This window comes from Olsenella uli, from assembly GCF_901212675.1.
Classification (GTDB): Bacteria; Actinomycetota; Coriobacteriia; order Coriobacteriales; family Atopobiaceae; genus Parolsenella; species Parolsenella uli_B.
The window spans coordinates 88857-113098 of record NZ_CAAKOQ010000038.1 but is presented as its reverse complement, the minus strand read 5'-3'; the positions used below and the strand labels follow the sequence as shown (position 1 = coordinate 113098).

Genomic DNA, 24242 nt, shown 5'->3' with positions numbered 1-24242 from the left:
TGTAGGGGCACCGCGCGCTCGCGGGCCCGAGGAAGGAGGCGCCATGGCGCAGGACAGGGCCGCCGGCATCCTCGCCGCGCTTGAGACCGCGGCAGGGGCGCACGGCGTCGACGTGGTCGACGTCGAGGTGGTCGGTGCCACGAAGGCCCCCACGGTTCGGGTCCGCATCGACTGGGCCGACGAGGCGCGCGGCACCATCTCGCTCGACGACGTCGCGGCGCAGACCGGCTGGGTCTCCGAGGCCATCGACGAGCTCGACCCGTTCCCTGGCTCCTTCACGCTCGAGGTGAGCTCGCCGGGCCTCGACCGGCCGCTTCGCCGCGCGCGCGACTTCGAGCGCTTCGCCGGCCAGCAGGTGAGCCTTACCACCACGGCAACCGAGGGCAGGCGCCGCTTCACGGGCACGCTCGAGGGCATGCGCGAGGGCTCGGTCGCCCTCTCGACTGACGAGGGCGAGGTCCTCATCCCGCTCGACCAGGTGCGCCGCTGCACCATCAAGCCAGACTTCTCGGCCGCCACGAAGAAGTCCTCCAAGTAACCACGACTCCCGAGAAAGGGGAACCACCACATGGCATCCGAGATGATGGAAGCGCTCATGCTGCTCTGCCAGGAGAAGCACATCGACGAGCTGTACCTGCTCGACCGCCTCGAGCAGTCCCTCGCCAAGAGCTACGCCGACGTCCTGCACCTGCCCTGGGGCGCCAAGGTCACCATTGACCGCACCACGGGCAAGATCTACGTCTACCGCCTCGAGCCCGTCGACGACTCGATGGACGAGGAGGGCAACTACACCCAGTTCAACGAGATCGACGTCACGCCCAAGGACACGAGCCGCATCGCCGCCCAGCACGCCAAGGCCGAGATTAACGCCATCGTGCGCAACGCCGCGCGCGAGCAGATCTACCAGGAGTTCTCGCAGCGCATCGGCGACATCATCACCGGCACCGTGCTGCAGTCCACGCCCGACTTCACCATCGTGAAGATCCGCGAGGGCGTCGAGGCCGAGCTTCCGCACTTCGACCAGCACCGCTTCCCCGACGAGCGCAACGAGCGCCCAGCCGGCGAGCGCTACAGCCACAACCAGCGCATCAAGGCCATCATCATCGACGTGCGCGACCCCAACGCCAACGTGCAGCCCATCCGTGGCGAGCACTCGCGCCCCTCGATCGTGATCAGCCGCACCCATCCCGACCTCATTCGTCGTCTCTTCGAGCTCGAGGTCCCCGAGATCTACGACGGCGTGGTCGAGGTCCGCTCCATCGCCCGCGAGGCCGGCGCCCGCTCCAAGGTGGCCGTCTCCTCGCTCGACGACCATCTCGACCCCGTGGGCGCCTGCGTGGGCCCCAAGGGCAGCCGCGTGCGCACCGTCGTGGGCGAGCTCCGCGGCGAGCGCGTCGACGTGGTGCTCTGGAGCGACGACCCGGCCCGCTGCGTGGCCAACGCCCTCTCGCCGGCCAAGGTCTCGCGCGTGCTCGTGGACGAGGAGAACAACTACGCCACGGTCATCGTGCCGGACGACCAGCTCTCTCTCGCCATCGGCAAGGAGGGCCAGAACGCCCGTCTCGCCGCGCGCCTCACGGGCATGCACATCGACATCAAGAACGAGAGCCTCGCCGCCGGCGTCCTCTCCAAGATGAGCGCGCCTGCCGCCGAGGAGCCGGAGGACCTCATCGACGAGGAGGGCCACCGCTGCGAGTACGTGAGCCCCTCGGGTGTGCGCTGCCGCAACATGGCCCGACCCGGCTCCAAGTTCTGCGGCGTCCACGAGAAGATGGCCCTCGTCGATTCCGCCGAGGTCTCGAGCGACCCCGACTCGCTTATCTAGTCCTGCGGGCACGACCCGCCCCATCCACGCCCGCACGGAAAGGTGACACATGGCAAAGACCCGCGTACATGACCTTGCCAAGGAGTTCGGCATGACGAGCAAGGAGATGCTCGGCCACCTTGCCGACATGAAGATTCCGGCCAAGTCTGCCTCGAGCACCCTCGAGGACGTCTACGTCTCGCTCGTCCGCAAGAAGATGGCCCCCATTCTCGAGGCCCGCGCCGCCGAGATCGAGGCCCAGAAGAAGGCCGAGGAGGAGGCAAAGGCCAAGGCCGAGGCGGAGGCCAAGGCAAAGGCCGAGCAAGAGCGCATCGAGGCCGAGAGGCGTCGCGAGGCCGAGCGCGCCAAGGAGGCCGCCGAGCGCGCCGCACAGGAGGCCGCGCGCAAGAAGGCCGAGGCAGAGCGCGCCGAGGCCGAGCGCAAGCGCAAGGAGGAAGAGGAGCGGAACCGCGTGCGCGACAACGCGCCCAAGTCCATCCCCTCCATGACGAGCCTGCTCGACCAGATCGCCCAGCAGGAGAAGATCCTGAAGGCCCAGCGCGAGGAGGCCGCCGCCAAGAAGGCCGAGGCCAAGGGCGAGGGCAACCGCCGCCAGCGCTCCGGCCAGCAGCGCCCCGAGCGCTCGGGCGGCGCGCGCGGCCAGCGCTCGCGCCAGGATGCGGCGCCTGCCGCCGAGAGCGCCCCGGCCGGCCCCGCGAGCCCTGAGAAGGCCCAGAAGGCCTCCCGCGGCAAGCATCGCGCCCACCACGGCGAGGAGGGCGAGGACCGCTACAGCCGCATGGCCAAGGCCGCCGAGGAGTACAACCGCGAGCGCGTCCTCGAGGAGGCGCGTGCGAGCGTGGACGAGGCCCAGCGCGAGAGCCAGGGCCGCCGCAAGAAGCGCAAGGAGCGCCGCCAGAAGCAGCAGGCGGAGGCTGCCAAGGAGCAGGCGATCGAGGAGGCCATCGCCAACGACCAGAACGTGGCCGAGATCGGCATGGTCAAGGTCCCCACAGGCTCCACGGTGGCCGAGCTCGCCGAGCTCCTCAACGTGCCCGCGTCCGACATCGTCAAGCGCCTCTTCCTGCTCGGCAACCCCCTCACGCTCACCCAGAGCATGTCCGACGACCTCATCGAGCTCGTCGCCGACGACCTGGGCCGCGAGGTCAAGGTCATGAGCAAGGAGGAGGAGAACTCCTTCCCCTTCTACGACGACCCCAAGGACCTCCTGCCGCGCCCGCCCGTGGTCACCGTCATGGGCCACGTCGCCCACGGCAAGACGAGCCTGCTCGACGCCATCCGCCACACCGGCGTGGCTGAGGGCGAGGCCGGCGGCATCACGCAGGCCATCGGCGCCTCCGAGGTGGTCATCAATGGTCGCAAGATCACGTTCATCGACACGCCTGGCCACGAGACCTTCACGGCCATGCGCGCCCGCGGCGCCAAGGTGACCGACATCGTCATCCTCATCGTCGCCGCCGACGATGGCGTCATGCCCCAAACGGTCGAGTCCATCCACCACGCCAACGCGGCCAACGTGCCCATCATCGTGGCGGTCAACAAGATCGACAAGCCGGGCGCCAACCCCGACCGCGTGCGCCAGGAGCTCACCGAGTACGGTCTGGTGCCTGAGGAGTGGGGCGGCCAGACGATGTTCGTGGACATCTCGGCCAAGAAGAAGATCGGCATCGACGACCTGCTCGAGACCGTCCTGCTCCAGGCCGACGTCCTCGAGCTCAAGGCCAACCCCAACACGTTCGCCTCCGGCAACGTCCTCGAGGCCAAGCTCGACCGCGGGCGCGGCTCGGTGGCCACCGTCCTCGTGACGCGCGGCACCCTGCACATCGGCGACGCCGTGGTGGCGGGCCTCGCCTACGGCCGCGTGCGCGCCATGCTCGACCCCAAGGGCCGCCCGGTCAAGGAGGCCAAGCCCTCCGACCCGGTCGAGATTCTGGGCCTGCAGAGCGTGCCGGCCGCCGGCGACGAGTTCCGCGTCTTCACCGACGAGCGCGACGCGCGCAACCTCGCCGACGAGCGCGCCCTCAAGGCCCGCATCGAGGAGCAGAACCGCGTCAAGCACGTCACGCTCGAGACGCTCTTCTCCACGATGGAGGACGCCGATGTCAAGGAGCTCAACCTCGTGATCAAGGCCGACGTCCAGGGCTCGATCGAGGCCCTGCAGGACTCGCTCGACAAGATGGACCAGTCCGAGGTGCGCATCAACACGATTCACTCCGCGGTGGGCGCCATCACCGAGACCGACGTCACCCTGGCCGACGCCTCCAACGCCATCATCATCGGCTTCGGCGTGCGCCCGGATGCCAAGGCTCGCTCGGCGGCCGAGCGCGAGGGCGTCGAGATCCGCACCTACAGCGTCATCTACAAGGCCATCGAGGACATCGACGCGGCCCGCATCGGCATGCTCAAGCCCACCGAGAAGGAGGTCTCGACCGGCAACGCCGAGGTCCGCGACACCTTCAAGGTGCCCAAGGTCGGCATCGCCGCGGGCTGCATGGTCACCGAGGGCGAGATCGGCCGCGACGACTCCGTGCGCCTCGTGCGCGACGGCATCGTGGTCTTCGAGGGCAAGATCGCCTCGATTCGTCGCTACAAGGATGACGTCAAGAGCGTCAAGGCGGGCTTCGAGTGCGGCATCGGCCTCGAGAACTTCCAGGACATCCACCCCGGCGATGTCATCGAGGGGTACAAGATGGTGGAGGTCGCCCGCACCGAGTAGGTCGTGCGGGCGGGGGTGCGGCGCCGGCTTCGGCTGGGGTATCGCCGCGCCCCAAGGCCCGCGCCCCCGCCGGGCGCTCCGTGCAAACGGGTGCGTATTCTTGTCCGGTAAGGGTGCGACGATGTCCCCACGCAAGGTTTCAGGTCTGGCGGCCCCTCGGGGCCGCCTCCCATAGGCAGGTGAGAGCATGAAGCAAAACGCCGCGTCGAGGCGCTCGGGCCAGATTGCCCGCGAGAAGCTCGCGAGCATCCTTCTGTTCGAGGTCTCCGACCCCGAGCTCGATCTCGTGACGGTCACGGGGGTCGACGTCTCGGTCGACCGCACGTTCATGCGGGCCTACGTCTCGTGCGCCCCCGAGCGCTACGACGACGTCATGGCGGCGCTCGGTCGCGCCAAGGGCCGCATCCGCTCGCTTCTGGGCCACGCGCTGGGCTGGCGCGTCACGCCCGAGCTGGCATTCTCCATCGACACCTCCACCGACGAGGCGGAGCGCATCGCGCGCGCGCTCGAGCAGCGCCCGCCCACCATCGACGTGGAGAAGGACGAGAACGGGTACCCGGTCGAGGACGCGCCCGAGGTGGCCGCGTCCGACACGAACGAGGCGTGAGGGAGTCATGAACGCGGGCGACGAGCAGGTCTTCGCAGAGCAGAGAGAGTCCTTCGGGCGCATCAGCGGCCTCATCGACGAGGCCGAGAGCATCGTCATATGCGCCCACACCAACCCAGACGGCGACGCCTTGGGGTCGGGCCTTGCCCTGGGCCAGCTGATCCGGCAGCACTGGGAGGGCAAGCGGGTCACCAACCTCCTGGCCGACGACGACGTGGTGCCGAGGCTCTACCGCTTCCTGCCGGGCGCGGACTCGTTCGTGCGCGCGAGCGAGTACGAGGGCGACCCCGACCTCTTCATCGTGGTCGACCTCTCGGTGACGCCCCGGCTCAACAACGCCCGGGTGGTGCTCGAGCGCTCGCGCCACGTGGCCGTGATGGACCACCACCCCTCCAACGCACCCTTCGGCGACGTCTTCCTCGTGCGCCCGGACGCGGCGGCCTCCGGCGTCATCGTGGCCGAGTTCGGCCTCTTTTTGGGCGCGCACATCACGCCGGACATCGCCAACTGCCTGTTCTGCGCCATCGTCACGGACACGGGCCGATTCCAGTACCAGAACGCCGACTCCGAGGCCTTCGAGTGCGCGAGCATGCTCGTCGACGCCGGCGCCTCGCCGTCGATGATCTCGCTCAACGTCTACCAGAGCTTCCGCCTCGCCTACCTGCACCTTGAGAGCCTGGTCATGGGCCGCATCGTCACCTTCGACCACGGTCGCATCTCCTACTCCTACGCCACGGCGGCGGACCTCGAGCGCACCGGGGCCCTGCCCGACGAGTGTGACGGCCTCATCGACGTCGTACGCAGCGTCGAGGGCACTGAGGTGGCGCTCTTCCTGAAGGAGCTGCCGGACGGCTCGGTCCGCGGCAACCTGCGCTCGAAGGGCGAGCACGACATCTCCGGCGTGGCCCGGTCGCTTGGTGGCGGCGGCCACAAGGCGGCGGCCGGCTTCACGTCCACCACGGGTATCGATGCCACGCTGGCCACGGTTCTGCCCCAGCTCCAGGCCGTGCTCGCCTCCTCCGACGTGGGGACGGCGGGATGAGGCGGGGCACGAGCGGCATCAACGCGCTCATCGCCGTCGACAAGCCCGTGGGCATGACCTCGCACGACGTGGTCTCGCGCGTGAGGCGTGCGGTGGGGGAGCGTCGGGTGGGGCATGCCGGTACGCTCGACCCGGCCGCCTCTGGCGTGCTCGTGGTGGGCATCGGCCAGGGCACTCGCCTCATGGGCCTGCTCACGGCCGAGCGCAAGGGCTACGTGGGCCTCGTGGCCCTCGGCAGCGAGACCGACACCGACGACGCCGAGGGCACCGTCACGCGCGAGGCTCCCGCGCCCGTCTGGGTGACGGACGCCGGGCGTGCCGGCGAGGCCGTGGCGGCGCTCGTGGGTGACGCCATGCAGGTTCCGCCCGCGTACTCGGCCATCTCGGTGGGTGGCGTGCGCTCCTACGCCCGGGCCCGCGCCGGCGAGAAGTTCGAGCTACCGGCCCGTCCCGTGACCATCCACGACGCGCGGCTCCTCGCCGTGCAGGAGGTGGGTGGGCGTCCCGCGTGGCTCTGCTCGTTCGACGTCTCCAAGGGCTGCTACATCCGCTCCATCGCGCGCGACCTGGGCCGCGCGGTGGGCTCGGCCGCGCACCTCGAGGCGCTTCGCCGCACGAGCTCGGGCCTGGTCTCGGTCTCCGACTGCGTCTCGCTCGGGGGGCTCGAGGAGCTGGGCCCCCGTGTGGTCGAGCGCGCGCTCGACCCGGTGCGCGCGCTCGGGCTTGCCGTGCGCCCGCTCTCCGAGGGCGAGGCGGCCGACGTCGCCTGCGGCCGGAGGGTCCCCGTGGGCCCGCTTGCCTCCACGCTCGCCGAGGGCCAGGCCGCCTGCCTCGTGCGAGACGGGCGGCTGCTCGGCATCTGGCGGCGCCAGGGAGAGCAGCTCGCCTGTTCCACAAACTTTCCGGGAGGAGTCACGGGGGTGCGCTCATGACCTCACACAATCGAGACATCCAGCCCCTCGGGCCCGCGTGGGAGCGTCCGCTCGCCGCGGCCGAGCTCGCGGGGATGCTCGAGCGGGAGCCCGCGCTTCTGCCCAAGCTGCCCGAGCCCATCGCCTGCGTGCGGGGCATCCGACTCTATGCCAGGGGCGAGGCCTGCGCCCACGCGCTCTGGCAGGGTGACGAGGGGGCATCGCTCTCCTCCTCGGTCTGCGCGCTCGGCGCGTTCGACGGCGTGCACGCGGGGCACCGCGCCCTCGTGGAGGCCACCGTCGCCGAGGCCCGCGAGGCCGGCGTGCCCGCCCTCGCCGTCACCTTCGACCCGGACCCGGCCGACGTGCTCACGGGCCCCCGTCCCACGTCGCAGCTCCTGTCCATTGCCGACAGGGCCCGCCTGCTGCTCGCACTCGGCCTCGACGGGGTGCTTGTCGTCCCGTTCACGCCCGCCCTCGCGGCCACCTCGCACGCGGACTTCATGGCCTCCGTGCTCGTGCCCGTGGCGCATCCCTCCTCGGTGCACGTGGGTAGCGACTTTCGCATGGGCAGGGGCGGCGCGGGCGACGTCGCGGCACTTGCCGAGGTGGGCGCGCGCATCGGCATGGCGGTGCGGCCGCACGACCTCGTCCGCTCGCTCGGCGAGACCGTGAGCGCCACGCGCGTGCGCGACCTCGTGCGCTCGGGAGACGTCGAGGGCGCGGCCCGGCTGCTCTGCCGCTATCACGCGGTCTCGGGCACTGTCGTCCACGGCAGGGGAGAGGGCACGGCCTTCGGCTTCCCCACGGCCAACGTCGAGTGCGCGACCGAGGCCTGCCTGCCCGCCGAGGGCGTCTACGCTGCCGTGGCGCTCGTCGACGGCCATGCCTGGCCCACGGCCGTGAACGTGGGCAAGCCCAGGACCTTCTGCGGCGAGCAGGGCGCCGCCTTCATGGAGGCCACGCTCGTGGGCTTCTCGGGCAACCTCTACGACCGGCCGGCCACGGTCTGCTTCGTCGCGTGGCTCCGCGAGCCGAGGAAGTTCGCCTCGCTCGAGGAGCTCGAGCGCACGGTGCTCGGCAACATCGAGTGGGTCCGCCGCTACCTGGGCGCGGGCGAGGTCTCGCTGGGCGAGGCCGCCGCCCCCGACGCCGCCGCGCAGGGTGCCGCATCCGTCTCCCGGGACGCGTAGCCGTGATCAGCGACGAGGACAAGGAGCGCGTCCGCCAGGCGACCGACATCGTGGCGCTCGTGAGCGAGACGGTGGTGCTGCGCCCGCGTGGCAGCAACGACTTCTGGGGCTGCTGCCCCTTCCACCACGAGAAGAGCCCGAGCTTCCACGTCACGCCGTCGACGGGCCTCTGGCACTGCTTCGGCTGCCATGCCGGCGGCGACGTCTTCGACTACGTCATGAGGCGCGAGGGGCTCGACTTCCTCGACGCCGTGCGCTACCTCGCCGAGCGTGCCCACATCGACATCGACGAGGGCGGGCCCGCCGAGCGGCACGGGCCCAAGCGCACCCGCGTCATCGACGCGCTCGAGGCGGCCCAGGAGGCCTTCTCGCTGCGCCTCATGCGCGGGCGCGGCGCCGGGGCCGACGAGGCGCGCCGCTACTTCGCCTCGCGCGGGTTCAACTCGGGCATCTGCGCCCGCTGGCACCTCGGCTACGCGGACCCGTCGGTGTCGCTGTGCCGCGAGCTCCAGCAGCGCGGCTTTGCGCGCGACGAGCTCATCGCGGCCGACCTCGCGAGCAACCGCGGGGGGCGTCTGCGCGACCAGTTCTTCAACCGCGTCATGTTCCCCATCCACGACGAGCAGGGCCGCTGCATCGGCTTTGGCGGCCGCGTCATGGGCGACGCCAAGCCCAAGTACCTGAACACGCGCGAGACGAGCGTGTTCCACAAGTCGAAGCACCTCTTCGCCTTCGACTACGCCAAGGAGAGCATCACCGCCAAGGGCTACGCCATCGTGTGCGAGGGCTACATGGACGTCATCTCCATGCACGAGGCCGGCTTCACCAATGCCGTGGCGGCACTTGGCACGGCGCTCTCGCTCGACCACGTGAAGACCCTCTCGCGCTTCGCCAAGACCATCGTTTGCATGTTCGACGGCGACGCGGCGGGCCAGCACGCGGCCGAGGCCTCGCTTCGCTACATCGAGAGCACCACGGCGGCGCTCTCGTGCGTGGTGCTGCCCGACAACCTGGACCCCGACGAGTTCCTCAAGGCCCACGGCGCCGACGCCATGGCCGACCAGCTCAGGCGCGCGCGTCCCCTGCTCGACTTCGTGCTCGACAAGAAGCTCGACGGCTTCGACCTCTCGAGCCCGGGCCTGCGCCTGCGTGCCCTCGAGGAGATCGCGCGGCTGCTCGCACCGCTCAAGCACTCCTACCTGCTGGACTCCTATGCACAGCAGGTGGCGGGCAGGCTTGGCGCGGAGGCGTCCGTGGTAAAGGAGCGCATCCGCTCCGCGCCGATCGAGCGCGTGGAGGAGGAGCGCGAGCCCGTGCTTCGCGACGGCCCCGGCCGTGGGCGCGCGTGGGGCCGGGGCGGCGCCCCACAGTCGGCGGCGCAGTCTTCAGAGGCCGACCCCCACGAAGACATGCCGCCCTATGACGACGTCCCGCCCGACTACGACGGCGGCTACGCCGACGAGGGCTATGGCGCCGGGCCCGTGGGCGCGTCCGGCGGGGGAGCGCCGGCCCAGGAGGCCCCGGCGTCGCTCGCCGCGCTCTCGCCCGAGGAGCGCACGCAGCTCACGGCCGAGCGCAACCTCCTCACCATGCTCGCCGACCATCCGGACCTCTTCAGGCCCTACGCCGACCGCATCGCCACCTTCACCTGGGCCGACGCGCGCCACCAGACCATTGCGTGGGCTATCCTCGCCACGCCCGAGGGCACGAGCCCGGCCGACGCCGTGGTCGCGGCGAGCCGCGCCTGCCCCGACGCCCCGCGTGTCCTCTCCTCGGGCGCCTTCGCGGCCACAAGCTCGTGGGATGCGGAGAAGAATGTCGAGTTCGTCGTGAACGAGGCCGAGATCCGCTCCATCGACCGGCGCGTAGCCACGCTCACGGCGAGGCTGCAGGCAAGCGGCTCGGGCGCCGACTCGCTCGACGCCCTGCGCGAGCTTGACACCCTGCGCAAGCGCCGCCGCGAGCTTCGCGCCGCCCAGCCGCTCGAGTGACCTTGGCCCCTGCGGACGCCGTGGCCCTTTCTTCGCCCGACTGGACCCGTCTCCCCTCGGGTCTCTCTGCTGGGCTTCAATTTGTCCCCGTCCCCTCGGGCCTCCCCGTTGGGGCCCAATTTACCCCCACCCCCACATTTTGTGGAATCTGCCGGTTAATCGATGCAGAACGGGTAATATAGAACAACCTGTGCATCGACAGTGCGTCGAGAGGAACTACGTGGCAAGCAAGAAGGTTAAGAACGAGCCGAAGCTCTCTCCCGAACTCGAGGGGGCCCTCGGCCAGCTGGTGGACTCCGGCAAGTCCGCCGGAAGCGTCTCCGAGGATGACATCCAGCTCGCCCTGCGCGACGTTGACGTCGACGACGACGAGCTGGAGGACCTCTATGGGGCCCTGCGCTCGCGCGGCATCGACGTCGTGTCGTCCGACGAGGGGAATGACGTGTCCTCCGACATCGACGACGCCAACTCGGACTCCGACGACGACTCGGACGTTAACATCGACTCGATCGACAGCGAAGACGACCCGGAGTCCATGCCGGTCGAGAAGATCCCGGCCATCCCGGCCGCGCCCAAGCGCTCTAAGAAGGGCTCGAGCCTGAAGGCGCGCCGTCGTCAGGACGCCGCCACGGTCATGCTCACCGGAGACCCGGTTCGCATGTACCTCAAGGAGATCGGCAAGGTCGACCTGCTCACGGCCGCCGAGGAAGTCCACCTCGCCATGAAGATCGAGGCGGGCACTGACGCCGCCGAGAAGCTCGAGGCCCACGAGCGGGGCGAGCTCGAGCTCTCGCGCGTGCAGCTGCGCCGCCTCAACCGCATCGAGCAGGTGGGCCTCGAGGCCAAGCAGGCGCTCATCAGCGCCAACCTGCGCCTTGTCGTCTCCATCGCCAAGCGCTACGTGGGTCGCGGCATGCTCTTCCTCGACCTCATCCAGGAGGGCAACCTCGGCCTCATCCGCGCCGTGGAGAAGTTCGACTACACCAAGGGCTTCAAGTTCTCGACGTACGCCACGTGGTGGATTCGCCAGGCCATCACGCGCGCCATCGCCGACCAGGCGCGCACCATCCGCATTCCTGTCCACATGGTCGAGACGATCAACAAGCTCGTGCGCGTGCAGCGCCAGCTGCTGCAGGACCTTGGTCGCGATCCCACCCCCGAGGAGATTGGCGAGGAGATGGGCATGAGCGCCGAGCGCGTGCGCGAGATCCAGAAGATCAGCCAGGAGCCTGTCTCCCTCGAGACGCCGATCGGCGAGGAGGAGGACTCCCAGCTGGGAGACTTCATCGAGGACGCCCAGGCCGTGGCGCCCCCCGAGGCCGCCAGCGACTCCATGCTGCGCGAGCAGCTCGACCAGGTGCTCGACGGCCTGGCCGACCGTGAGCGCAAGGTCATCAAGCTGCGCTTTGGCCTCGAGGACGGGCACCCGCGTACCCTCGAGGAGGTCGGCCGCGAGTTTGGCGTCACGCGCGAGCGCATCCGCCAGATCGAGAGCAAGACCCTGGCGAAGCTTCGCCACCCCAGCCGCTCCGGCAAGCTGAAGGACTACATGGAGGAGTAGAACTCCCAGCAAAACCGCAGCTAGATGACTATGCATGACGGATATATTGACTAACTTTGCCTACGAGTCCTTAAGACTGGTCTCACGAACGCACGCCCAGCCCGCCGTGGAAGGCGCTCCTTTCCACGGCGGGTTATTTGTGTTGCGGATGCCAGCGCCAACGAGCGTCTCGACGGTAGCTACTCCCCGTTCCTCCCCATATTCGGCGAACGTAGCAGTTTTGGACACGCGCCTCTCGGCCAACTGGGGTTTTGCGATGCCTCTTGTCCTAAACTGCTACGTTCGCCTCAGCTGCTACGCTCCCGTGGGCGGGTGGGGAGGCGGCTTCTCATATGCAGTGACGAAGGGGCGAATTCAGCATTCGGAGAATGCGTGCCGTCCTCGCCGGAATGCAGCAATCCAATACCATGCAACAAAGAAAAACCCGCCAGTCCGAAGACTGACGGGTATCATGTACTGGCTCCTCGGGTAGGGCTCGAACCTACAACAGCTCGGTTAACAGCCGAGTGCTCTACCATTGAGCTACCGAGGAATTTGTCAAAAGCGCGGCTGGAAAGCTATTCTTTGAACCCCCTCCGCCGCAGCGCGATAGCTAGTATACAGAAGCTGTGAGTGAGCGCAAGGGTAAATTTAGAGATTTTTGCTGTGCTAGAATCTCGACCTACGAGCAGGCGACGCATCGCCGATTGTCGGGCCGGGCCTCACGGCTGACGGTCGCATCTTCAGGCAACCGGTCCCAGGGTATGGGCCCTGCGCCTCGCACGTCTGCTAAGCATCCGACAGGTCTGGAGCCGCCGCGTGTCACAAGCAAGCAAGAGCGCCTTCATCGAGGGACAGGGAGCCAAGGATTTCTTCATCCTTCGCGAACTCGTCACCAAGGACTTCAAGCTCAAGTACAGGAGAAGCGTTCTCGGCGTGGTGTGGAGCGTCCTGAACCCGTTGCTCATGATGATCGTCATGAGCTTCGTGTTCTCCTCCTTCCTGCGCTACGCGTCCATCGACCACTACCCGCTCTACCTCATCCTGGGCAACATCACGTGGTCGGTCTTCTCGGACTCCACGGGTGCCGGCGTGGTCTCCATCATCGACGCGGCGCCTCTGCTCAAGAAGGTCAAGGTCAACAAGCTCGTCTTCCCCTCCGAGCGCGTGCTGTTCTCGCTCGTGAACTTCGCGTTCTCGCTCGTCGCGGTCGTTCTCGTCATGGTGTGGGAGCAGGTGTGGCCCACGCCGGCGCTGCTGCTCCTGCCCATCTGCCTCGTGCTGCTCATGTTCTTCTGCATTGGCATGAGCCTGCTGCTCTCGGCCCTCGCGGTCTTCTTCCGCGACGTCATCCACCTGTGGGGCGTCCTCATGCTGGCCTGGATGTACGCCACGCCCATCTTCTGGCCGGTTGACTTCATCGCAGACGTTCCCTATGCCGCCGTTCGCCTCATCATGCTCGCGAACCCGATGTACAACTACATCACCTTCATGCGCATGATTTTCATCAACGGCCAGGTGCCCGAGCTCATCACCTTTGCCATGTGCGCGTTCTGGGCAGTCGCTGCCCTTGCGCTTGGCTTCTTCGTCTTCCACAGGCTCGAGCGCAAGTTCATCCTCTACATCTAAGGAGGGACGCAATGTCCGATTCCATTCTCATGCGTCCCGAGATCCCCGGCGAGGATGCTCCGGTCGTCGTGGACGTCAAGGACGTCTCGATGGTCTTCAACATGGCCTCCGAGCAGCTCAACTCCCTCAAGGAATACTTCATCAAGCTTGCCCGTCGCGAGCTGCTCTTTGAGGAGTTCCATGCGCTCGACCACGTGAGCTTCCAGGTGCGCAGGGGTGAGGCATTCGGCCTCGTGGGCACCAACGGCTCGGGCAAGTCGACGATGCTCAAGATCATCGCGGGCGTGCTCGAGGCCACAAGCGGCACGTGCGAGGTCCATGGCGTCATCGCGCCGCTCATCGAGCTTGGTGCCGGCTTCGACATGGAGCTCACGGCGCGCGAGAACATCTACCTCAACGGCGCGCTGCTTGGCTACAAGAAGGAGTTCATCGAGGACAACTTCGATCGCATCATCGACTTTGCCGAGCTCAAGGACTTCGTGGACATCCCGCTCAAGAACTACTCGAGCGGCATGGTGGCGCGCATCGCCTTCGCCATCGCCACGGTCACCACGCCCGACATCCTCATCGTGGACGAGACGCTCTCGGTGGGCGACTTCCTGTTCCAGCAGAAGTGCGAGCGACGCATCAAGAACCTCATTGACACCAACGACTGCACGGTGCTCCTCGTGAGCCACTCCATCGAGCTCGTGAAGAGCATGTGCGACCGCGTGTGCTGGATCGAGAAGGGCAAGCAGAAGATGCTGGGCCCCACCGACGAGGTCTGCGCGGCCTACGAGTCGTATCACGGGTAGGGGACATGGAGACCAAGGCAGGGCGTAGGCCGAGACAGCCCGCGGCCGACCGCGTCGACGTCACCGTCGTCGTGCCCGTCTACAACGTGGAGCGCTACCTCGATGCGGCGCTCGCCTCGATCGAGCGCAACGACCGCTGCTCGCTCGAGGTCCTCGTCGTGAACGACGGCTCCACCGACGGCTCGCTCGCCATCATGCGCGCGCACGAGGCCAAGGATGCCCGCGTGCGCGTGATCGACAAGGCCAACCAGGGCTACGGTGCCACCGTCAACCGCGGCCTTGCCGAGGCGCGCGGCACCTACGTGGCCATCATGGAGCCCGACGACTGGGTCGAGCCGCACATGTACGACGAGCTCATGGCCTTTGCGCGCAGCTTCTCGCCCGAGCTCGGCGCGGACGCGCCCGACGTGGTGAAGAGCCCGTACTGGCGCATCGTCGGCTGCGGCACGGGCCGCGAGCGGCGCCTGCGCTGCATCTACTACGGCTGCGTGCGTCCGGCCGGACAGCCCTTCACCATCGACCAGGCGCCGCGCCTCGTGCGCCACCACCCCTCCATCTGGAGCGCCCTCTATCGCAAGGCGTATCTGGAGGAGCGGGGCATCCGCCTCATGGAGCTGCCGGGTGCCGGCTGGGTGGACACGCCCTTCGGCTTCGAGGCACTCTGCGCGGCCAAGCGCATCGTCTACCTCGAGAGGTCCTTCTACTGCTATCGCGAGGACCTGCCCGGAAGCTCGTCCAACCGCCGCATCGGCGCGATGTCCTTCGAGCGCTGGGGCGCCATGGCCGACGTGGCCCAGCGCCTGCACGTCACGGACAGGGGCGTGCTCGAGGCGCTCTACTACGTGGGGCTTCGCTACGTGACGGGCGCGCGCCTCGAGGGCTCCCTCGACGACGCGGACGTGCGGCCCGCGCTCGACGCGATGTGCTCGCGCATGGACCCGGCCATCGTGGCCGGCATGACGGACGCCTCGCCGGCGGCCCGCGCCTTCGTGCTCGAGCGGGCGGGGCACGCGGTGCCGCGCATGTCGAAGGCCCGCTACCTGGCCTCGCTCGTCGCGGAGTTCGGGCGCTCGTGGCGCTCTAACGGGGCGGGCTACGCCCTCGGCCGGATCAAGTTGGCGTTTAAGTAGGGGAACGCGGTGCCTTACGTGGGGCCGTGGCCGGCGCCCGTATGGCCACCGGCCGAGCGGCACCGGCGCCAGCACCTGCGACATCATCTGCCGCCCGGCTTTCGCCGTCCCGCCCATGCGCCCGTCTCCGCCCTCGACAGAAATTCCAGACCCTGACGGCCCGGCAAAGCCCTACACTACAGGAGACCTTTAAGACGGCGCGGGACGCCGGCAAGGCTCATGAGCGCGACCCTGGGCACATGGCTCGCGCGCACAACATGGATCACCTCGCAGACGTCCCATGCCGCTCGTGGCAGGGCGTCTTTTTTTTGCGAAGGGAGCCACATGGAACAGCTGGGACCCAAGGCGACGATCATGGACGAGGCGGCGATGGCCAGAGCCCTCACCCGCATCGCCCACGAGGTCATCGAGAATAACGAGGGTGCCGCGAACCTCGCGCTCGTCGGCATCGTGCGCAGGGGCGCCAACCTCGCGACCCGCCTCGCCTCCGAGATCGAGGACATCGAGGGTATCCGCCCGCCGGTGGGCAAGCTCGACATCAGCTTCTACCGCGACGACGTGAGCCGCCGCGTGGCGCCGGTTCTGCACAAGACCGAGATTCCCTTCGACGTCGACGGCAAGGACATCATCCTCGTCGACGACGTGCTCTTCTCGGGCCGCACGGTGCGCTCGGCGCTCGACGCGATCATCGACTTCGGACGTCCGGCTACCATCCAGCTCGCCGTCATGGTCGACCGCGGCCACCGCGAGCTGCCCATCCGCGCCGACTACGTGGGCAAGAACGTTCCCAGCTCGCACGAGGAGGACGTCCGCGTCTTCGTGAGCGACCTCGACGGCAAAGACGCCGTCGAAATCTGGGACGTCGCCGCCGAGAAGCAGGCCATCAAGAGCGGGGAGGTCGACGCCTAGCATGCTGTCCGTTCGAAACCTCATCAACACCACCGACCTCACGGCCGACGACATCACGCAGATCCTCGACACGGCGCGCACGTTCGAGGAGGTCAACCACCGCACCATCAAGAAGGTGCCGGCGCTTCGCGGCCGCACGGTGGTGAACCTGTTCCTCGAGGCCTCCACGCGCACGCGCTCCTCGTTCGAGATCGCCGAGAAGCGCCTCTCGGCCGACTCGCTCAACGTCCAGGGCTCCAACTCGAGCGTCTCGAAGGGCGAGTGCCTCGAGGACACCATCAAGACCCTCGACTCCTACGGCATCGACATGTTCGTCTGCCGTGCCCGCAACGCCGGTACCGCCCAGCGCATCACCCGCTACACCGACGCGTGCGTCATCAACGCCGGCGACGGCAAGCACGCCCACCCCACGCAGGCCCTGCTCGACCTCTACACGATGCGCGAGCGCTTCGGCCACATCGATGGCCTCAAGGTGGCCATCGTGGGAGACCTGCTGCACAGCCGCGTCGTTGGCTCGCTCGCGCCGGCGCTGCGCACCATGGGCGCCAAGGTGACGCTCGTGGGCCCGCCCACCTTCCAGCTGCCCGACCCCGAGGTCTTCGGCTGCGAGGAGACCTACGACTTCGACTCCGTGATCGAGGACGCCGACGTCATCTACATGCTGCGCGTCCAGCTCGAGCGCATGGAGGGCGCCACCATCCCCAGCAAGCGCGAGTACAACCGCCTCTGGGGCCTCAACGCCGAGCGCCACGCCCGCATGAGGGAGGGCGCCATCGTCATGCACCCGGGCCCGATGAACCGCGGCATGGAGATCGACTCGGTGCCGGCCGACGCCGCCAACTCGTTCGTGACCAATCAGGTGGCGGCGGGCCTCTACACCCGCATGGCCGCCATGTACCTCTTGCTGGGAGGAGAAGAGAATGCTGCTGATTAGGGGAGCCCACGTCGTCGACCCGCAGGTGGGCCTCGACGCCGTCCGTGACGTCGTGGTCGAGGACGAGCGCATCGCCGAGGTGGCCGAGTCGGTGCAGGTGCCGGTGGGCGCCGAGGTCATCGACGGAACCGGCAAGTACCTCGTGCCTGGTCTCGTGGACATCCACGTCCACTTCCGCGACCCCGGCTACGAGTACAAGGAGACCATCGAGACGGGCTCGGCCGCGGCCGCCGTGGGCGGGTTCACCGACGTGGCCACGATGCCCAACACCGACCCTGTTGTCGACACGGGCGAGGGCATCCGCTACCAGATCGCCAAGGGCGATGCCTGCGGCCTCGTGCACGTGCGTCCCATCGGCGCCTGCACCAAGGGCGAGAGGGGTGAGCAGCTCGCTGAGATCGGTGACATGGCCCATGAGGGCGCCTGCATGTTCTCCGACGACGGCCATGGCGTCCAGAGCGCCGGCATGCTGCGCACCGTCATGGACTACGTGCGCCAGTTCGACCGCGTGGTGGCCTGCCACTGCGAGGTCGACTCGCTCTCCAACCACGGCCAGGTGAACGAGGGTCGCGCGAGCACGCGCCTGGGTCTCGCCGGGTGGCCGGCCGCCGGCGAGGAGGTCGAGATCGGCCGCGACATCGACCTCTGCCGTCTCACGGGCTGCGCGCTGCACATCTGCCACATCTCCACCGCCCGCGGCGCCGAGCTCGTGCGCGCCGCCAAGGCCGAGGGCCTGCCCGTCACGGCCGAGGTGTGCCCGCACCACCTCTTCCTCGACGAGACTGCCCTGGACGAGACCTACGACACCAACCTCAAGATGAACCCGCCCCTGCGCACGCCCGAGGACGCCGCCGCGCTGCGCGAGGCCCTCGTCGACGGCACGATCGACTGCGTCGTCACCGACCACGCGCCGCACGCGCCCTTCGAGAAGGAGCGCGAGTTCGAGGCCGCGCCGTTCGGCGTCGTGGGCCTCGAGACGAGCCTGCCGCTCGTGCTCACCAACCTCGTGGCCACGGGCAAGATGAGCTGGTCCCGCCTCGTCGAGGCCATGTGCGTGGCGCCCCGCCGCATCGCCCGTCTGGAGCCGGTGCGTGTCGAGGAGGGGTCGGTGGCTGACCTCACCCTCGTCGACCCCGCCTACGCCTTCGACGTGACACCCGAGCTCTTTGCCGGCAAGGAGTCCAACTCCGCCTTCCTGGGCGCGCACCTCACGGGTCGCGCCACCGACACGCTCGTCGCCGGCAGGCACGTCCTGCGCGACGCCAGGCTGGCCTAGGCCAGTCCCTCACCCTTCGATTCTGTGCGCCCGGGCCGGGGAGCCCGGGCGCCTCGCGCGGCGGCCCCGTGCCGCCCGGTCGCACAACGAGAGGAGCGACATGCCCATACCCACACCGCCCGCGGCGCGCATCCACGACTTCACCGTGGTGGAGAACGCGCCCGTGGCCGAAGGAATCTGGCGACTCACCATCGAGGCGCCCCGCCTTGCCCAGACGCTTCGGCCCGGACAGTTCATGAGCTTCGAGGTTCCGGGCGACAGTACGCAACTCGTCCGCCTGCCGGTCTCGTTCTCCGAGGCCAACGTCGAGGCAGGCACCGTCGAGACGTACTACGCCGTCGTGGGGGACGGCACGCGGCGCCTCTCGGAGATGGTGGCTGGGTCCGGCTCCACGGTGCTGGGCCCGGGCGGCAACGGCTGGCGCCTGCCCAAGGACGCGATGCGTGCGCTCGTGGTGGCGGGCGGCATCGGCATCACGCCGGTCATCGCCGCGGCGGGCATGTTCCAAGACGCCGGCGTGGCGCACGACGCCGTGGTGGGCACGCTCACGGCGGCCAAGCTCTGCGGCGCCGATGCCTTGGCCGAGCGCGGCTGCGGCGAGGTGCGCGTCACCACCGACGACGGTACGGCCGGCACCAGGGGCTTCGTCACGGCCGAGGTCGAGCCCATGCTCGCCACGGGCACCTACGACCTCGTGCTCACGTGCGGTCCCCAGCCGATGATGCGCTCGGTGGCACGTCTCGCCGAGCAGGCGGGCGTCGCCTGCCAGGTCTCGGTGGAGCGCATGATGACCTGCGGCTTTGGCGCGTGCAACACCTGCAACGTGGAGACGACGAGCGGCATGATGGGCGCCTGCACGGCCGGCCCCGTCTTCGACTCGAGGAGGCTGGTCTGGTGAGCGAGCAGAACATCGACGTCGCGGCCGGCGCTGCGGCAGACGCGGCCCCGCGCGTGGACATGTCGGTCGACCTTGGCCCCATCCACCTCAAGAACCCCATCAACACCGCGGCTGGCACCTACGGCTTCGGCTGGCAGTTCGAGGGCTTCTACGACGTGAGCCAGCTGGGCGCCATCACCACCAAGGGCTGCGCCGCCGAACCCTGGCAGGGAAACCCCGCCCCCCGCATGACCGAGATCTGCTCGGGCGTCATGAACTCCGTGGGCCTGCAGAACCCCGGGGTCCGCGGCCTCGTGGCAAGCTCGGGCGAGTACCTCCAGCAGCTCTCCGACAAGGGCACGGCCGTGATCTGCCAGGTGGCGGGCCACTCGGTCGACGAGTACGTCGCCGCCGTCGAGCTCTTCGAGGAGCTCGCGCCCTTCGCCGCCGGCCTCGAGATCAACATCAGCTGCCCCAACATCGCCGCGGGCGGCTGCGCCATGGGCTCCACGCCCGAGGGCGCGGCCGAGGTCATCCGCGCGGTGCGCGGCCGCACGAAGCGCCCGCTGCTCGTGAAGATGGCGCCGGCCCGCGTGGTCGACGTGGCCCGCGCGCTCGAGGTCGAGGGTGCCGACATCCTCACGGTCATCAATTCCATCCCAGGCATGGCCATCGACGTGCGCACGCGAAGGAGCAGGCTCTCGAGGCCGACGGGCGGCATGTCGGGCCCGGCCCTGCACCCCATCGCGGTGCGCATGGTGTGGGAGGTCCACAACGCCGTCAAGCTGCCGATCGTCGGCGTGGGCGGCGTCATGAGCGGCGCGGACGCGGCCGAGTTTATCCTCGCCGGTGCCACCTCGGTGGCCGTGGGCATGTCCAACCTCGTGCGCCCCGACTCCGCGCCGCGCATCCTCGCCGAGCTCACGGAGTGGGCCGAGGGCCAGGGCGTCTCGGGCATCCGCGAGCTCGTGGGCGCGTTCGAGGGATAGCGAGTGAGCCTCGTCGCTGACCCCGGCAAAGCTCGCGCCCAACTTTGATGGGTACCCGCGCGTAGGCGACCAACTTGGACGAGGGCTTGCGCATTCGCGACGTGCTTGGATGGTCGCCTCCGCCTTAGCGACCAACTCGGACGTTTTTCTCCCGCTTTTCGTCCGAGTTGGTCGGTGTTGCCCCTGGCGAGCCGTCGGGCGTCCGGGTTGGTCGCGTGTCGCAGCCTGACCGGGCGCCTGCTGGGACAGGCGCAGGAATACACGTGAGACGCGCCCGCGCGAGGCGGGCGAACGCAGAAGGAGAACCACATGGGACGTTTCGACAGCCTTCCCGCGCGCGATCGCATCATGGTCGCGCTCGACTGCACGCCCGACGAGGCCCGCGAGCTGGCGGGTCGCCTCGAGGGCCATGCCACGTGGCTCAAGGTGGGCATCACGCTCATCTACGCCGGCGGGCTGCCGCTCGTGCGCGAGCTCTCCGAGCGCGGTTTCAAGGTCTTCGTCGACGCGAAGTTCCACGACATCCCGCACCAGGCGAGAGGCGCCGTCCTCGCCGCCGCCACGAGCGGGGCCGATCTCATCACCGTCCACGGCTCGGGCGGCGCCGCCATGCTCGAGGCCTGCCACGAGGGCGCCGAGCTCGCCCGCGAGCGCCTCGGCCATGCCCCGCTGCTCGCGGCCATCACGGTGCTCACGAGCATGGATGCCGCAGCGCTCGCCTCCGTGGGCGTGCGACGCCCCATCCCCGAGCAGGCCGCCGCGCTCGCCACGCTGGCCCAGCGCTCGGGCATCGACGGCGTGGTCTGCTCGCCCAAGGAGGCACGCGAGATGCGCGACCTCCTGGGCCCGGACGCGCTCGTGGTGTGCCCCGGCGTGCGCCCGGCCGGCTCCGCGCTGGGCGACCAGAGCCGCGTGGCCACGCCCGCCCAGGCCATCGCCGCGGGGGCGAGCCACATCGTGGTGGGCCGTCCCATTACGCAGGCCCCCGACGCGGCCACTGCCTTCGATGCCATCGAGCGAGAGGTCGCGAACGCGCTCTAGCCGACATGCCAGTGCGCCCGCGGGCGGCGACGCAGGCCCCCGTCCGTGGTATATGGCGAGGAAATCGCATGTTTTACTTGCAAACTCGCCGCTAGATTGCCATAGTGTCATACAGCCGTTTCGCAGGGGGTACTTTACCCTGCGGTTTCTTGTTCGTTAGCACCTACGTTTGGAGGAAACATGGCTCTCCCTCAGCTTTCCGAGGAGCAGCGCGCTGCCAACCTGAAGAAGGCCGCCGAGGCCCGTCACGCCCGTGCCGAGCTTCGTGACAAGATCAAGACCGGCAAGGTCACGCTCGAGTCCGTCCTGAGCTCCGACGACCCCGCCGCCACGCGCATGCCCGTCCGCGCCCTGATCGAGTCGCTCCCGGGCTATGGCAAGGCCAAGGCCGCCAAGATCATGGATGAGCTCGAGATTTCCCCCAAGCGTCGCGTCCAGGGCCTCGGTGCCCGTCAGCGCGAGGCGCTCCTCGAGATCCTCTCGAAGTAGCCGTGTCTCGCACCCCAAGGCTCTTCGTCGTCTCCGGGCCGTCGGGAGCGGGGAAGGGTACGCTGCTCGCGGGCGTTCGCGAGCAGCGTCCCGACCTCGGCCTGACGGTCTCTGCGACTACGAGGGAGCCACGACCAGGCGAGCGCGACGGTGTCGACTACCACTTCCTGAGCGAGGACGAGTTCGAGTGCAGGGTCGCTGCCGGCGACTTCCTCGAGTGGGCCAACGTCCACGGTCACCGCTACGGGACGCTTCGCTCCGAGGTCGACAAGAACCTCGCCGCCGGGCGCTCCGTCATCCTCGAGATCGACGTCCAGGGCGCACTCAACATCCGTAAGGCCTACCCGGCCGCCGTGCTCGTGTTCATCGAGCCGCCCTCGATGGAGGTCCTCGAGCGGCGCCTTCGCGGACGTGGCACGGAGGACGAGGCGAACCTCGAGCTCAGACTCAAGGATGCCGCCGGAGAGATGGCGCTTGCGCCCCGCTACGACGAGCGCATCGTCAACGATGACCTCCAGGAGGCGACCGCGCGCCTGCTCGCCGCGCTCGACTCCCACGAGATGAATTGAGGTTTCACGTACATGTCTGTCATTAAGCCCGAGATCGACGAGCTGCTGGCCAAGACCGAGCACAACCCGTTCCTGCTGTGCTCCGTCGCGTCCAAGCGCGCCTGCGACATCAACAACATGCTCCGTGGCCAGCACCTCCGCGTGACGGCCATCCAGGACGTCGACGACATCACCACCGTCGTCTCCGGCCAGGACTCCACGTCCATCGCTATGGACGAGATTGCCGACGGTACCCTTGGCTACGTCCAGGAGGACTTCGACGAGGCGATCAAGGACACGACCACCAAGATTGCCGGGTAGTGCCGTGACGACGCGCGTCTGCATCGTCCATTACCACGAGATTGGCCTCAAGGGAAAGAACCGCTCCACCTTCGAGCGCCAGCTCATCACCAACCTCAAGCGCGCGCTCAAGGGTCGCTCGGCACATGTCGAGCGGCTCTCGGGCTACGTGCGCGTGAGCTTCCCCGATGGCGAGGTGCCCGATGGCGTCGTCGACCTTGTGTCGCGCGTGCCGGGCGTGGCCCGCGTGTCGCTCGCGTACCGCTGCGCCCGAGAGCCCGAGGAGTACGAGGCCGCCGCGGTCAAGGCCATGGGTGCCTGCGAGGGCTTCGAGACCTTCAAGGTCCACGCACGCCGCTCCAATACGGACTATCCCATCCACAGCATCGAGCTCAATCGTCAGGTGGGCTCCGTGCTCTGCGACGCCTTCCCCGACAAGCATGTCCAGATGCATCACCCCGACGTCACGGTGAACGTGCACGTCGTGCAGGGCGATGTCTATGTCTACGCCGATGCCACCTCGGTGCGCGGTGCAGGCGGGCTGCCCGTGGGCACGGCCGGCAAGGTCGTCACGCTGCTCTCGAGCGGCTTCGACTCGCCGGTGGCCACGTGGATGGTGGGCCGCCGCGGCGCCACCTGCGTGCCGGTGCACTTCTCGGGCCGTCCCATGACGAGCGACGACTCCGAGTGGCTCACGATCGACATCGTGCGGGCCCTGGGGCCTGCCGGCATGGTTGGGCGCCTCTACGTGGTGCCCTTCGGTGCCTGCCAGCGCGAGATCTCGCTCAAGGCGCCCCAGGCGCTGCGCGTCATCATGTACCGCCGCCTCATGTTCGAGGTGGCGCAGCGCGTGGCCGAGATCGAGGGGGCCAAGGCGCTCGTGACGGGCGAGTCGCTCGGCCAGGTCGCCTCCCAGACGCTCGACAACATCGCCGCCACCGACGACGTGGCCCAGATCCCGGTCTTGCGTCCGCTCATCGGCTCCGACAAGGTCGAGATCCAGGAGCGTGCCCGCCAGATCGGCACGTACGACATCAGCGCGCAGGACGTCTCCGACTGCTGCACGCTGTTCATGCCGCGCCGTCCTGAGACGCACGCGCGCCTCAGGGCCGTGCGCGAGGCGTGGGAGACCTTCGACCACGCGGCGATGGTCGAGCAGCTCGTGCGCGACATCGAGTACATCGACTTCGACGCGTGCCCCTCGTACCGCCCGCCCAAGGAGCTCAAGGCCCGCCATCGCGACCTCGCTCCCGCCGAGTGGAATGCCTCGCTGTCACATTTCCTTCCGTATGATTTGTCACATTTCGGGCGGTCCGCTTCATGCGGGCCGCCCGCTTTCTTTGCCCGAGTCGGGTTTGCGACCGCACGTGGTTGCGGTCTTGGCCTGGCTGGTCATGCCTGAAGGTGCGTGCCGTTGAGGGTTTTCAACACAGCTGCGACCTGCGCTTTATTGGTTATCAACAATTCCTGAGGCCCTCTTTTGCATCCAGGCCCCGATTCC

General features: G+C 68.6%; 22 protein-coding genes and 1 tRNA gene. 22 read left to right on the top strand and 1 reads right to left on the bottom strand.

The genetic code is table 11. The features are described 5' to 3' along the window. Positions 1–43: 43 nt before the first annotated feature. The 9 genes from rimP (at position 44) to rpoD (ending at position 11846) form a co-directional block, all read left to right on the top strand. On the top strand, positions 44–538 hold the full coding sequence (gene rimP, locus EFAMC1_RS06005; protein ID WP_154053400.1) for a ribosome maturation factor RimP: 495 nt from the start codon (positions 44–46) through the stop codon (positions 536–538). 30 nt (positions 539–568) lie between these two features. Further along, entirely contained in the window at positions 569–1825 is a 1257-nt protein-coding gene (nusA, locus tag EFAMC1_RS06000) for a transcription termination factor NusA (protein ID WP_154053399.1), read from the top strand. Positions 1826–1874: 49 nt separating this feature from the next. After that, a complete protein-coding gene (gene infB, locus EFAMC1_RS05995; RefSeq protein WP_154053398.1) occupies positions 1875–4541 on the top strand; it encodes a translation initiation factor IF-2 in 2667 nt (888 codons plus the stop codon). Between the two features lie 187 nt (positions 4542–4728). Then, entirely contained in the window at positions 4729–5148 is a 420-nt protein-coding gene (rbfA, locus tag EFAMC1_RS05990) for a 30S ribosome-binding factor RbfA (protein ID WP_154053397.1), read from the top strand. Between the two features lie 7 nt (positions 5149–5155). Continuing rightward, positions 5156–6190, top strand: coding sequence for a DHH family phosphoesterase (locus EFAMC1_RS05985; protein WP_154053396.1), 1035 nt, complete (start codon positions 5156–5158; stop codon positions 6188–6190). Then, the gene (gene truB / locus EFAMC1_RS05980) at positions 6187–7122 is read left to right on the top strand and encodes a tRNA pseudouridine(55) synthase TruB (protein ID WP_154053395.1); all 936 of its coding nucleotides are present in this window, start codon (positions 6187–6189) and stop codon (positions 7120–7122) included. Before EFAMC1_RS05985 ends, truB begins: the two co-directional genes overlap by 4 nt. Further along, the gene (locus EFAMC1_RS05975) at positions 7119–8294 is read left to right on the top strand and encodes a bifunctional riboflavin kinase/FMN adenylyltransferase (RefSeq protein WP_154053394.1); all 1176 of its coding nucleotides are present in this window, start codon (positions 7119–7121) and stop codon (positions 8292–8294) included. The genes truB and EFAMC1_RS05975 overlap by 4 nt, the downstream gene beginning before the upstream one ends. A 2-nt stretch (positions 8295–8296) precedes the next feature. Then, positions 8297–10285 (top strand): DNA primase, encoded by a 1989-nt coding sequence (gene dnaG / locus EFAMC1_RS05970; RefSeq protein WP_154053393.1) that lies wholly within the window; start codon positions 8297–8299, stop codon positions 10283–10285. A 220-nt stretch (positions 10286–10505) separates the two neighbouring features. Continuing rightward, on the top strand, positions 10506–11846 hold the full coding sequence (rpoD, locus tag EFAMC1_RS05965) for an RNA polymerase sigma factor RpoD (RefSeq protein WP_154053392.1): 1341 nt from the start codon (positions 10506–10508) through the stop codon (positions 11844–11846). A gap of 457 nt (positions 11847–12303) precedes the next feature. On the opposite strand, the gene EFAMC1_RS05960 is transcribed toward rpoD, so the two are convergent. Further along, positions 12304–12378: transfer RNA gene (locus EFAMC1_RS05960), tRNA-Asn, on the bottom strand. 266 nt (positions 12379–12644) lie between these two features. On the opposite strand from EFAMC1_RS05960, the gene EFAMC1_RS05955 reads away from it, so the two are divergent. From EFAMC1_RS05955 to thiI, 13 genes are all read left to right on the top strand, one after another. Beyond that, on the top strand, positions 12645–13454 hold the full coding sequence (locus EFAMC1_RS05955) for an ABC transporter permease (RefSeq protein ID WP_154053391.1): 810 nt from the start codon (positions 12645–12647) through the stop codon (positions 13452–13454). Positions 13455–13465: 11 nt separating this feature from the next. Further along, positions 13466–14248 (top strand): ABC transporter ATP-binding protein, encoded by a 783-nt coding sequence (locus EFAMC1_RS05950; RefSeq protein WP_222838656.1) that lies wholly within the window; start codon positions 13466–13468, stop codon positions 14246–14248. A gap of 5 nt (positions 14249–14253) precedes the next feature. After that, positions 14254–15378, top strand: coding sequence for a glycosyltransferase (locus EFAMC1_RS05945; protein ID WP_154053390.1), 1125 nt, complete (start codon positions 14254–14256; stop codon positions 15376–15378). 324 nt (positions 15379–15702) lie between these two features. Next, a complete protein-coding gene (gene pyrR / locus EFAMC1_RS05940) occupies positions 15703–16287 on the top strand; it encodes a bifunctional pyr operon transcriptional regulator/uracil phosphoribosyltransferase PyrR (protein ID WP_154053389.1) in 585 nt (194 codons plus the stop codon). Between the two features lies 1 nt (position 16288). Next, positions 16289–17221, top strand: coding sequence for an aspartate carbamoyltransferase catalytic subunit (locus EFAMC1_RS05935; protein WP_154053388.1), 933 nt, complete (start codon positions 16289–16291; stop codon positions 17219–17221). Next, positions 17208–18497 carry a dihydroorotase gene (locus EFAMC1_RS05930; protein ID WP_154053387.1) on the top strand — a complete coding sequence of 430 codons (1290 nt, stop codon included), beginning with the start codon at positions 17208–17210 and terminating at the stop codon, positions 18495–18497. The genes EFAMC1_RS05935 and EFAMC1_RS05930 overlap by 14 nt, the downstream gene beginning before the upstream one ends. A 100-nt stretch (positions 18498–18597) precedes the next feature. Beyond that, positions 18598–19395 (top strand): dihydroorotate dehydrogenase electron transfer subunit, encoded by a 798-nt coding sequence (locus EFAMC1_RS05925; RefSeq protein ID WP_261981798.1) that lies wholly within the window; start codon positions 18598–18600, stop codon positions 19393–19395. Positions 19396–19454: 59 nt separating this feature from the next. After that, positions 19455–20363: a dihydroorotate dehydrogenase gene (locus EFAMC1_RS05920; protein WP_154053433.1), complete on the top strand. Its 909-nt coding sequence runs from the start codon at positions 19455–19457 to the stop codon at positions 20361–20363. Positions 20364–20672: 309 nt separating this feature from the next. Beyond that, positions 20673–21404 carry an orotidine-5'-phosphate decarboxylase gene (pyrF, locus tag EFAMC1_RS05915; RefSeq protein ID WP_154053386.1) on the top strand — a complete coding sequence of 244 codons (732 nt, stop codon included), beginning with the start codon at positions 20673–20675 and terminating at the stop codon, positions 21402–21404. A 180-nt stretch (positions 21405–21584) separates the two neighbouring features. Further along, positions 21585–21893, top strand: coding sequence for an integration host factor, actinobacterial type (mihF, locus tag EFAMC1_RS05910; protein ID WP_154053385.1), 309 nt, complete (start codon positions 21585–21587; stop codon positions 21891–21893). A gap of 2 nt (positions 21894–21895) precedes the next feature. Next, a complete protein-coding gene (gene gmk, locus EFAMC1_RS05905) occupies positions 21896–22462 on the top strand; it encodes a guanylate kinase (protein ID WP_154053384.1) in 567 nt (188 codons plus the stop codon). A 12-nt stretch (positions 22463–22474) separates the two neighbouring features. After that, positions 22475–22762: a DNA-directed RNA polymerase subunit omega gene (locus EFAMC1_RS05900; RefSeq protein ID WP_154053383.1), complete on the top strand. Its 288-nt coding sequence runs from the start codon at positions 22475–22477 to the stop codon at positions 22760–22762. Positions 22763–22766: 4 nt separating this feature from the next. Continuing rightward, positions 22767–24143 (top strand): tRNA uracil 4-sulfurtransferase ThiI, encoded by a 1377-nt coding sequence (gene thiI, locus EFAMC1_RS05895; protein WP_154053382.1) that lies wholly within the window; start codon positions 22767–22769, stop codon positions 24141–24143. Positions 24144–24242: the final 99 nt, after the last annotated feature.

Bases quoted from the DNA above. Each gene is read 5' to 3' on its own strand.
- infB (WP_154053398.1), top strand. From the start codon at position 1,875: ATGGCAAAGACCCGCGTACATGACCTTGCCAAGGAGTTCGGCATGACG.
- EFAMC1_RS05925 (WP_261981798.1), top strand. From the start codon at position 18,598: ATGCCCATACCCACACCGCCCGCGGCGCGCATCCACGACTTCACCGTG.
- rimP (WP_154053400.1), top strand. From the start codon at position 44: ATGGCGCAGGACAGGGCCGCCGGCATCCTCGCCGCGCTTGAGACCGCG.
- EFAMC1_RS05935 (WP_154053388.1), top strand. From the start codon at position 16,289: ATGCTGTCCGTTCGAAACCTCATCAACACCACCGACCTCACGGCCGAC.
- EFAMC1_RS05975 (WP_154053394.1), top strand. From the start codon at position 7,119: ATGACCTCACACAATCGAGACATCCAGCCCCTCGGGCCCGCGTGGGAG.
- rbfA (WP_154053397.1), top strand. From the start codon at position 4,729: ATGAAGCAAAACGCCGCGTCGAGGCGCTCGGGCCAGATTGCCCGCGAG.
- truB (WP_154053395.1), top strand. From the start codon at position 6,187: ATGAGGCGGGGCACGAGCGGCATCAACGCGCTCATCGCCGTCGACAAG.
- EFAMC1_RS05900 (WP_154053383.1), top strand. From the start codon at position 22,475: ATGTCTGTCATTAAGCCCGAGATCGACGAGCTGCTGGCCAAGACCGAG.
- EFAMC1_RS05985 (WP_154053396.1), top strand. From the start codon at position 5,156: ATGAACGCGGGCGACGAGCAGGTCTTCGCAGAGCAGAGAGAGTCCTTC.
- EFAMC1_RS05950 (WP_222838656.1), top strand. From the start codon at position 13,466: ATGTCCGATTCCATTCTCATGCGTCCCGAGATCCCCGGCGAGGATGCT.
- EFAMC1_RS05930 (WP_154053387.1), top strand. From the start codon at position 17,208: ATGCTGCTGATTAGGGGAGCCCACGTCGTCGACCCGCAGGTGGGCCTC.
- pyrR (WP_154053389.1), top strand. From the start codon at position 15,703: ATGGAACAGCTGGGACCCAAGGCGACGATCATGGACGAGGCGGCGATG.
- mihF (WP_154053385.1), top strand. From the start codon at position 21,585: ATGGCTCTCCCTCAGCTTTCCGAGGAGCAGCGCGCTGCCAACCTGAAG.
- EFAMC1_RS05920 (WP_154053433.1), top strand. From the start codon at position 19,455: ATGTCGGTCGACCTTGGCCCCATCCACCTCAAGAACCCCATCAACACC.
- EFAMC1_RS05945 (WP_154053390.1), top strand. From the start codon at position 14,254: ATGGAGACCAAGGCAGGGCGTAGGCCGAGACAGCCCGCGGCCGACCGC.
- nusA (WP_154053399.1), top strand. From the start codon at position 569: ATGGCATCCGAGATGATGGAAGCGCTCATGCTGCTCTGCCAGGAGAAG.
- pyrF (WP_154053386.1), top strand. From the start codon at position 20,673: ATGGGACGTTTCGACAGCCTTCCCGCGCGCGATCGCATCATGGTCGCG.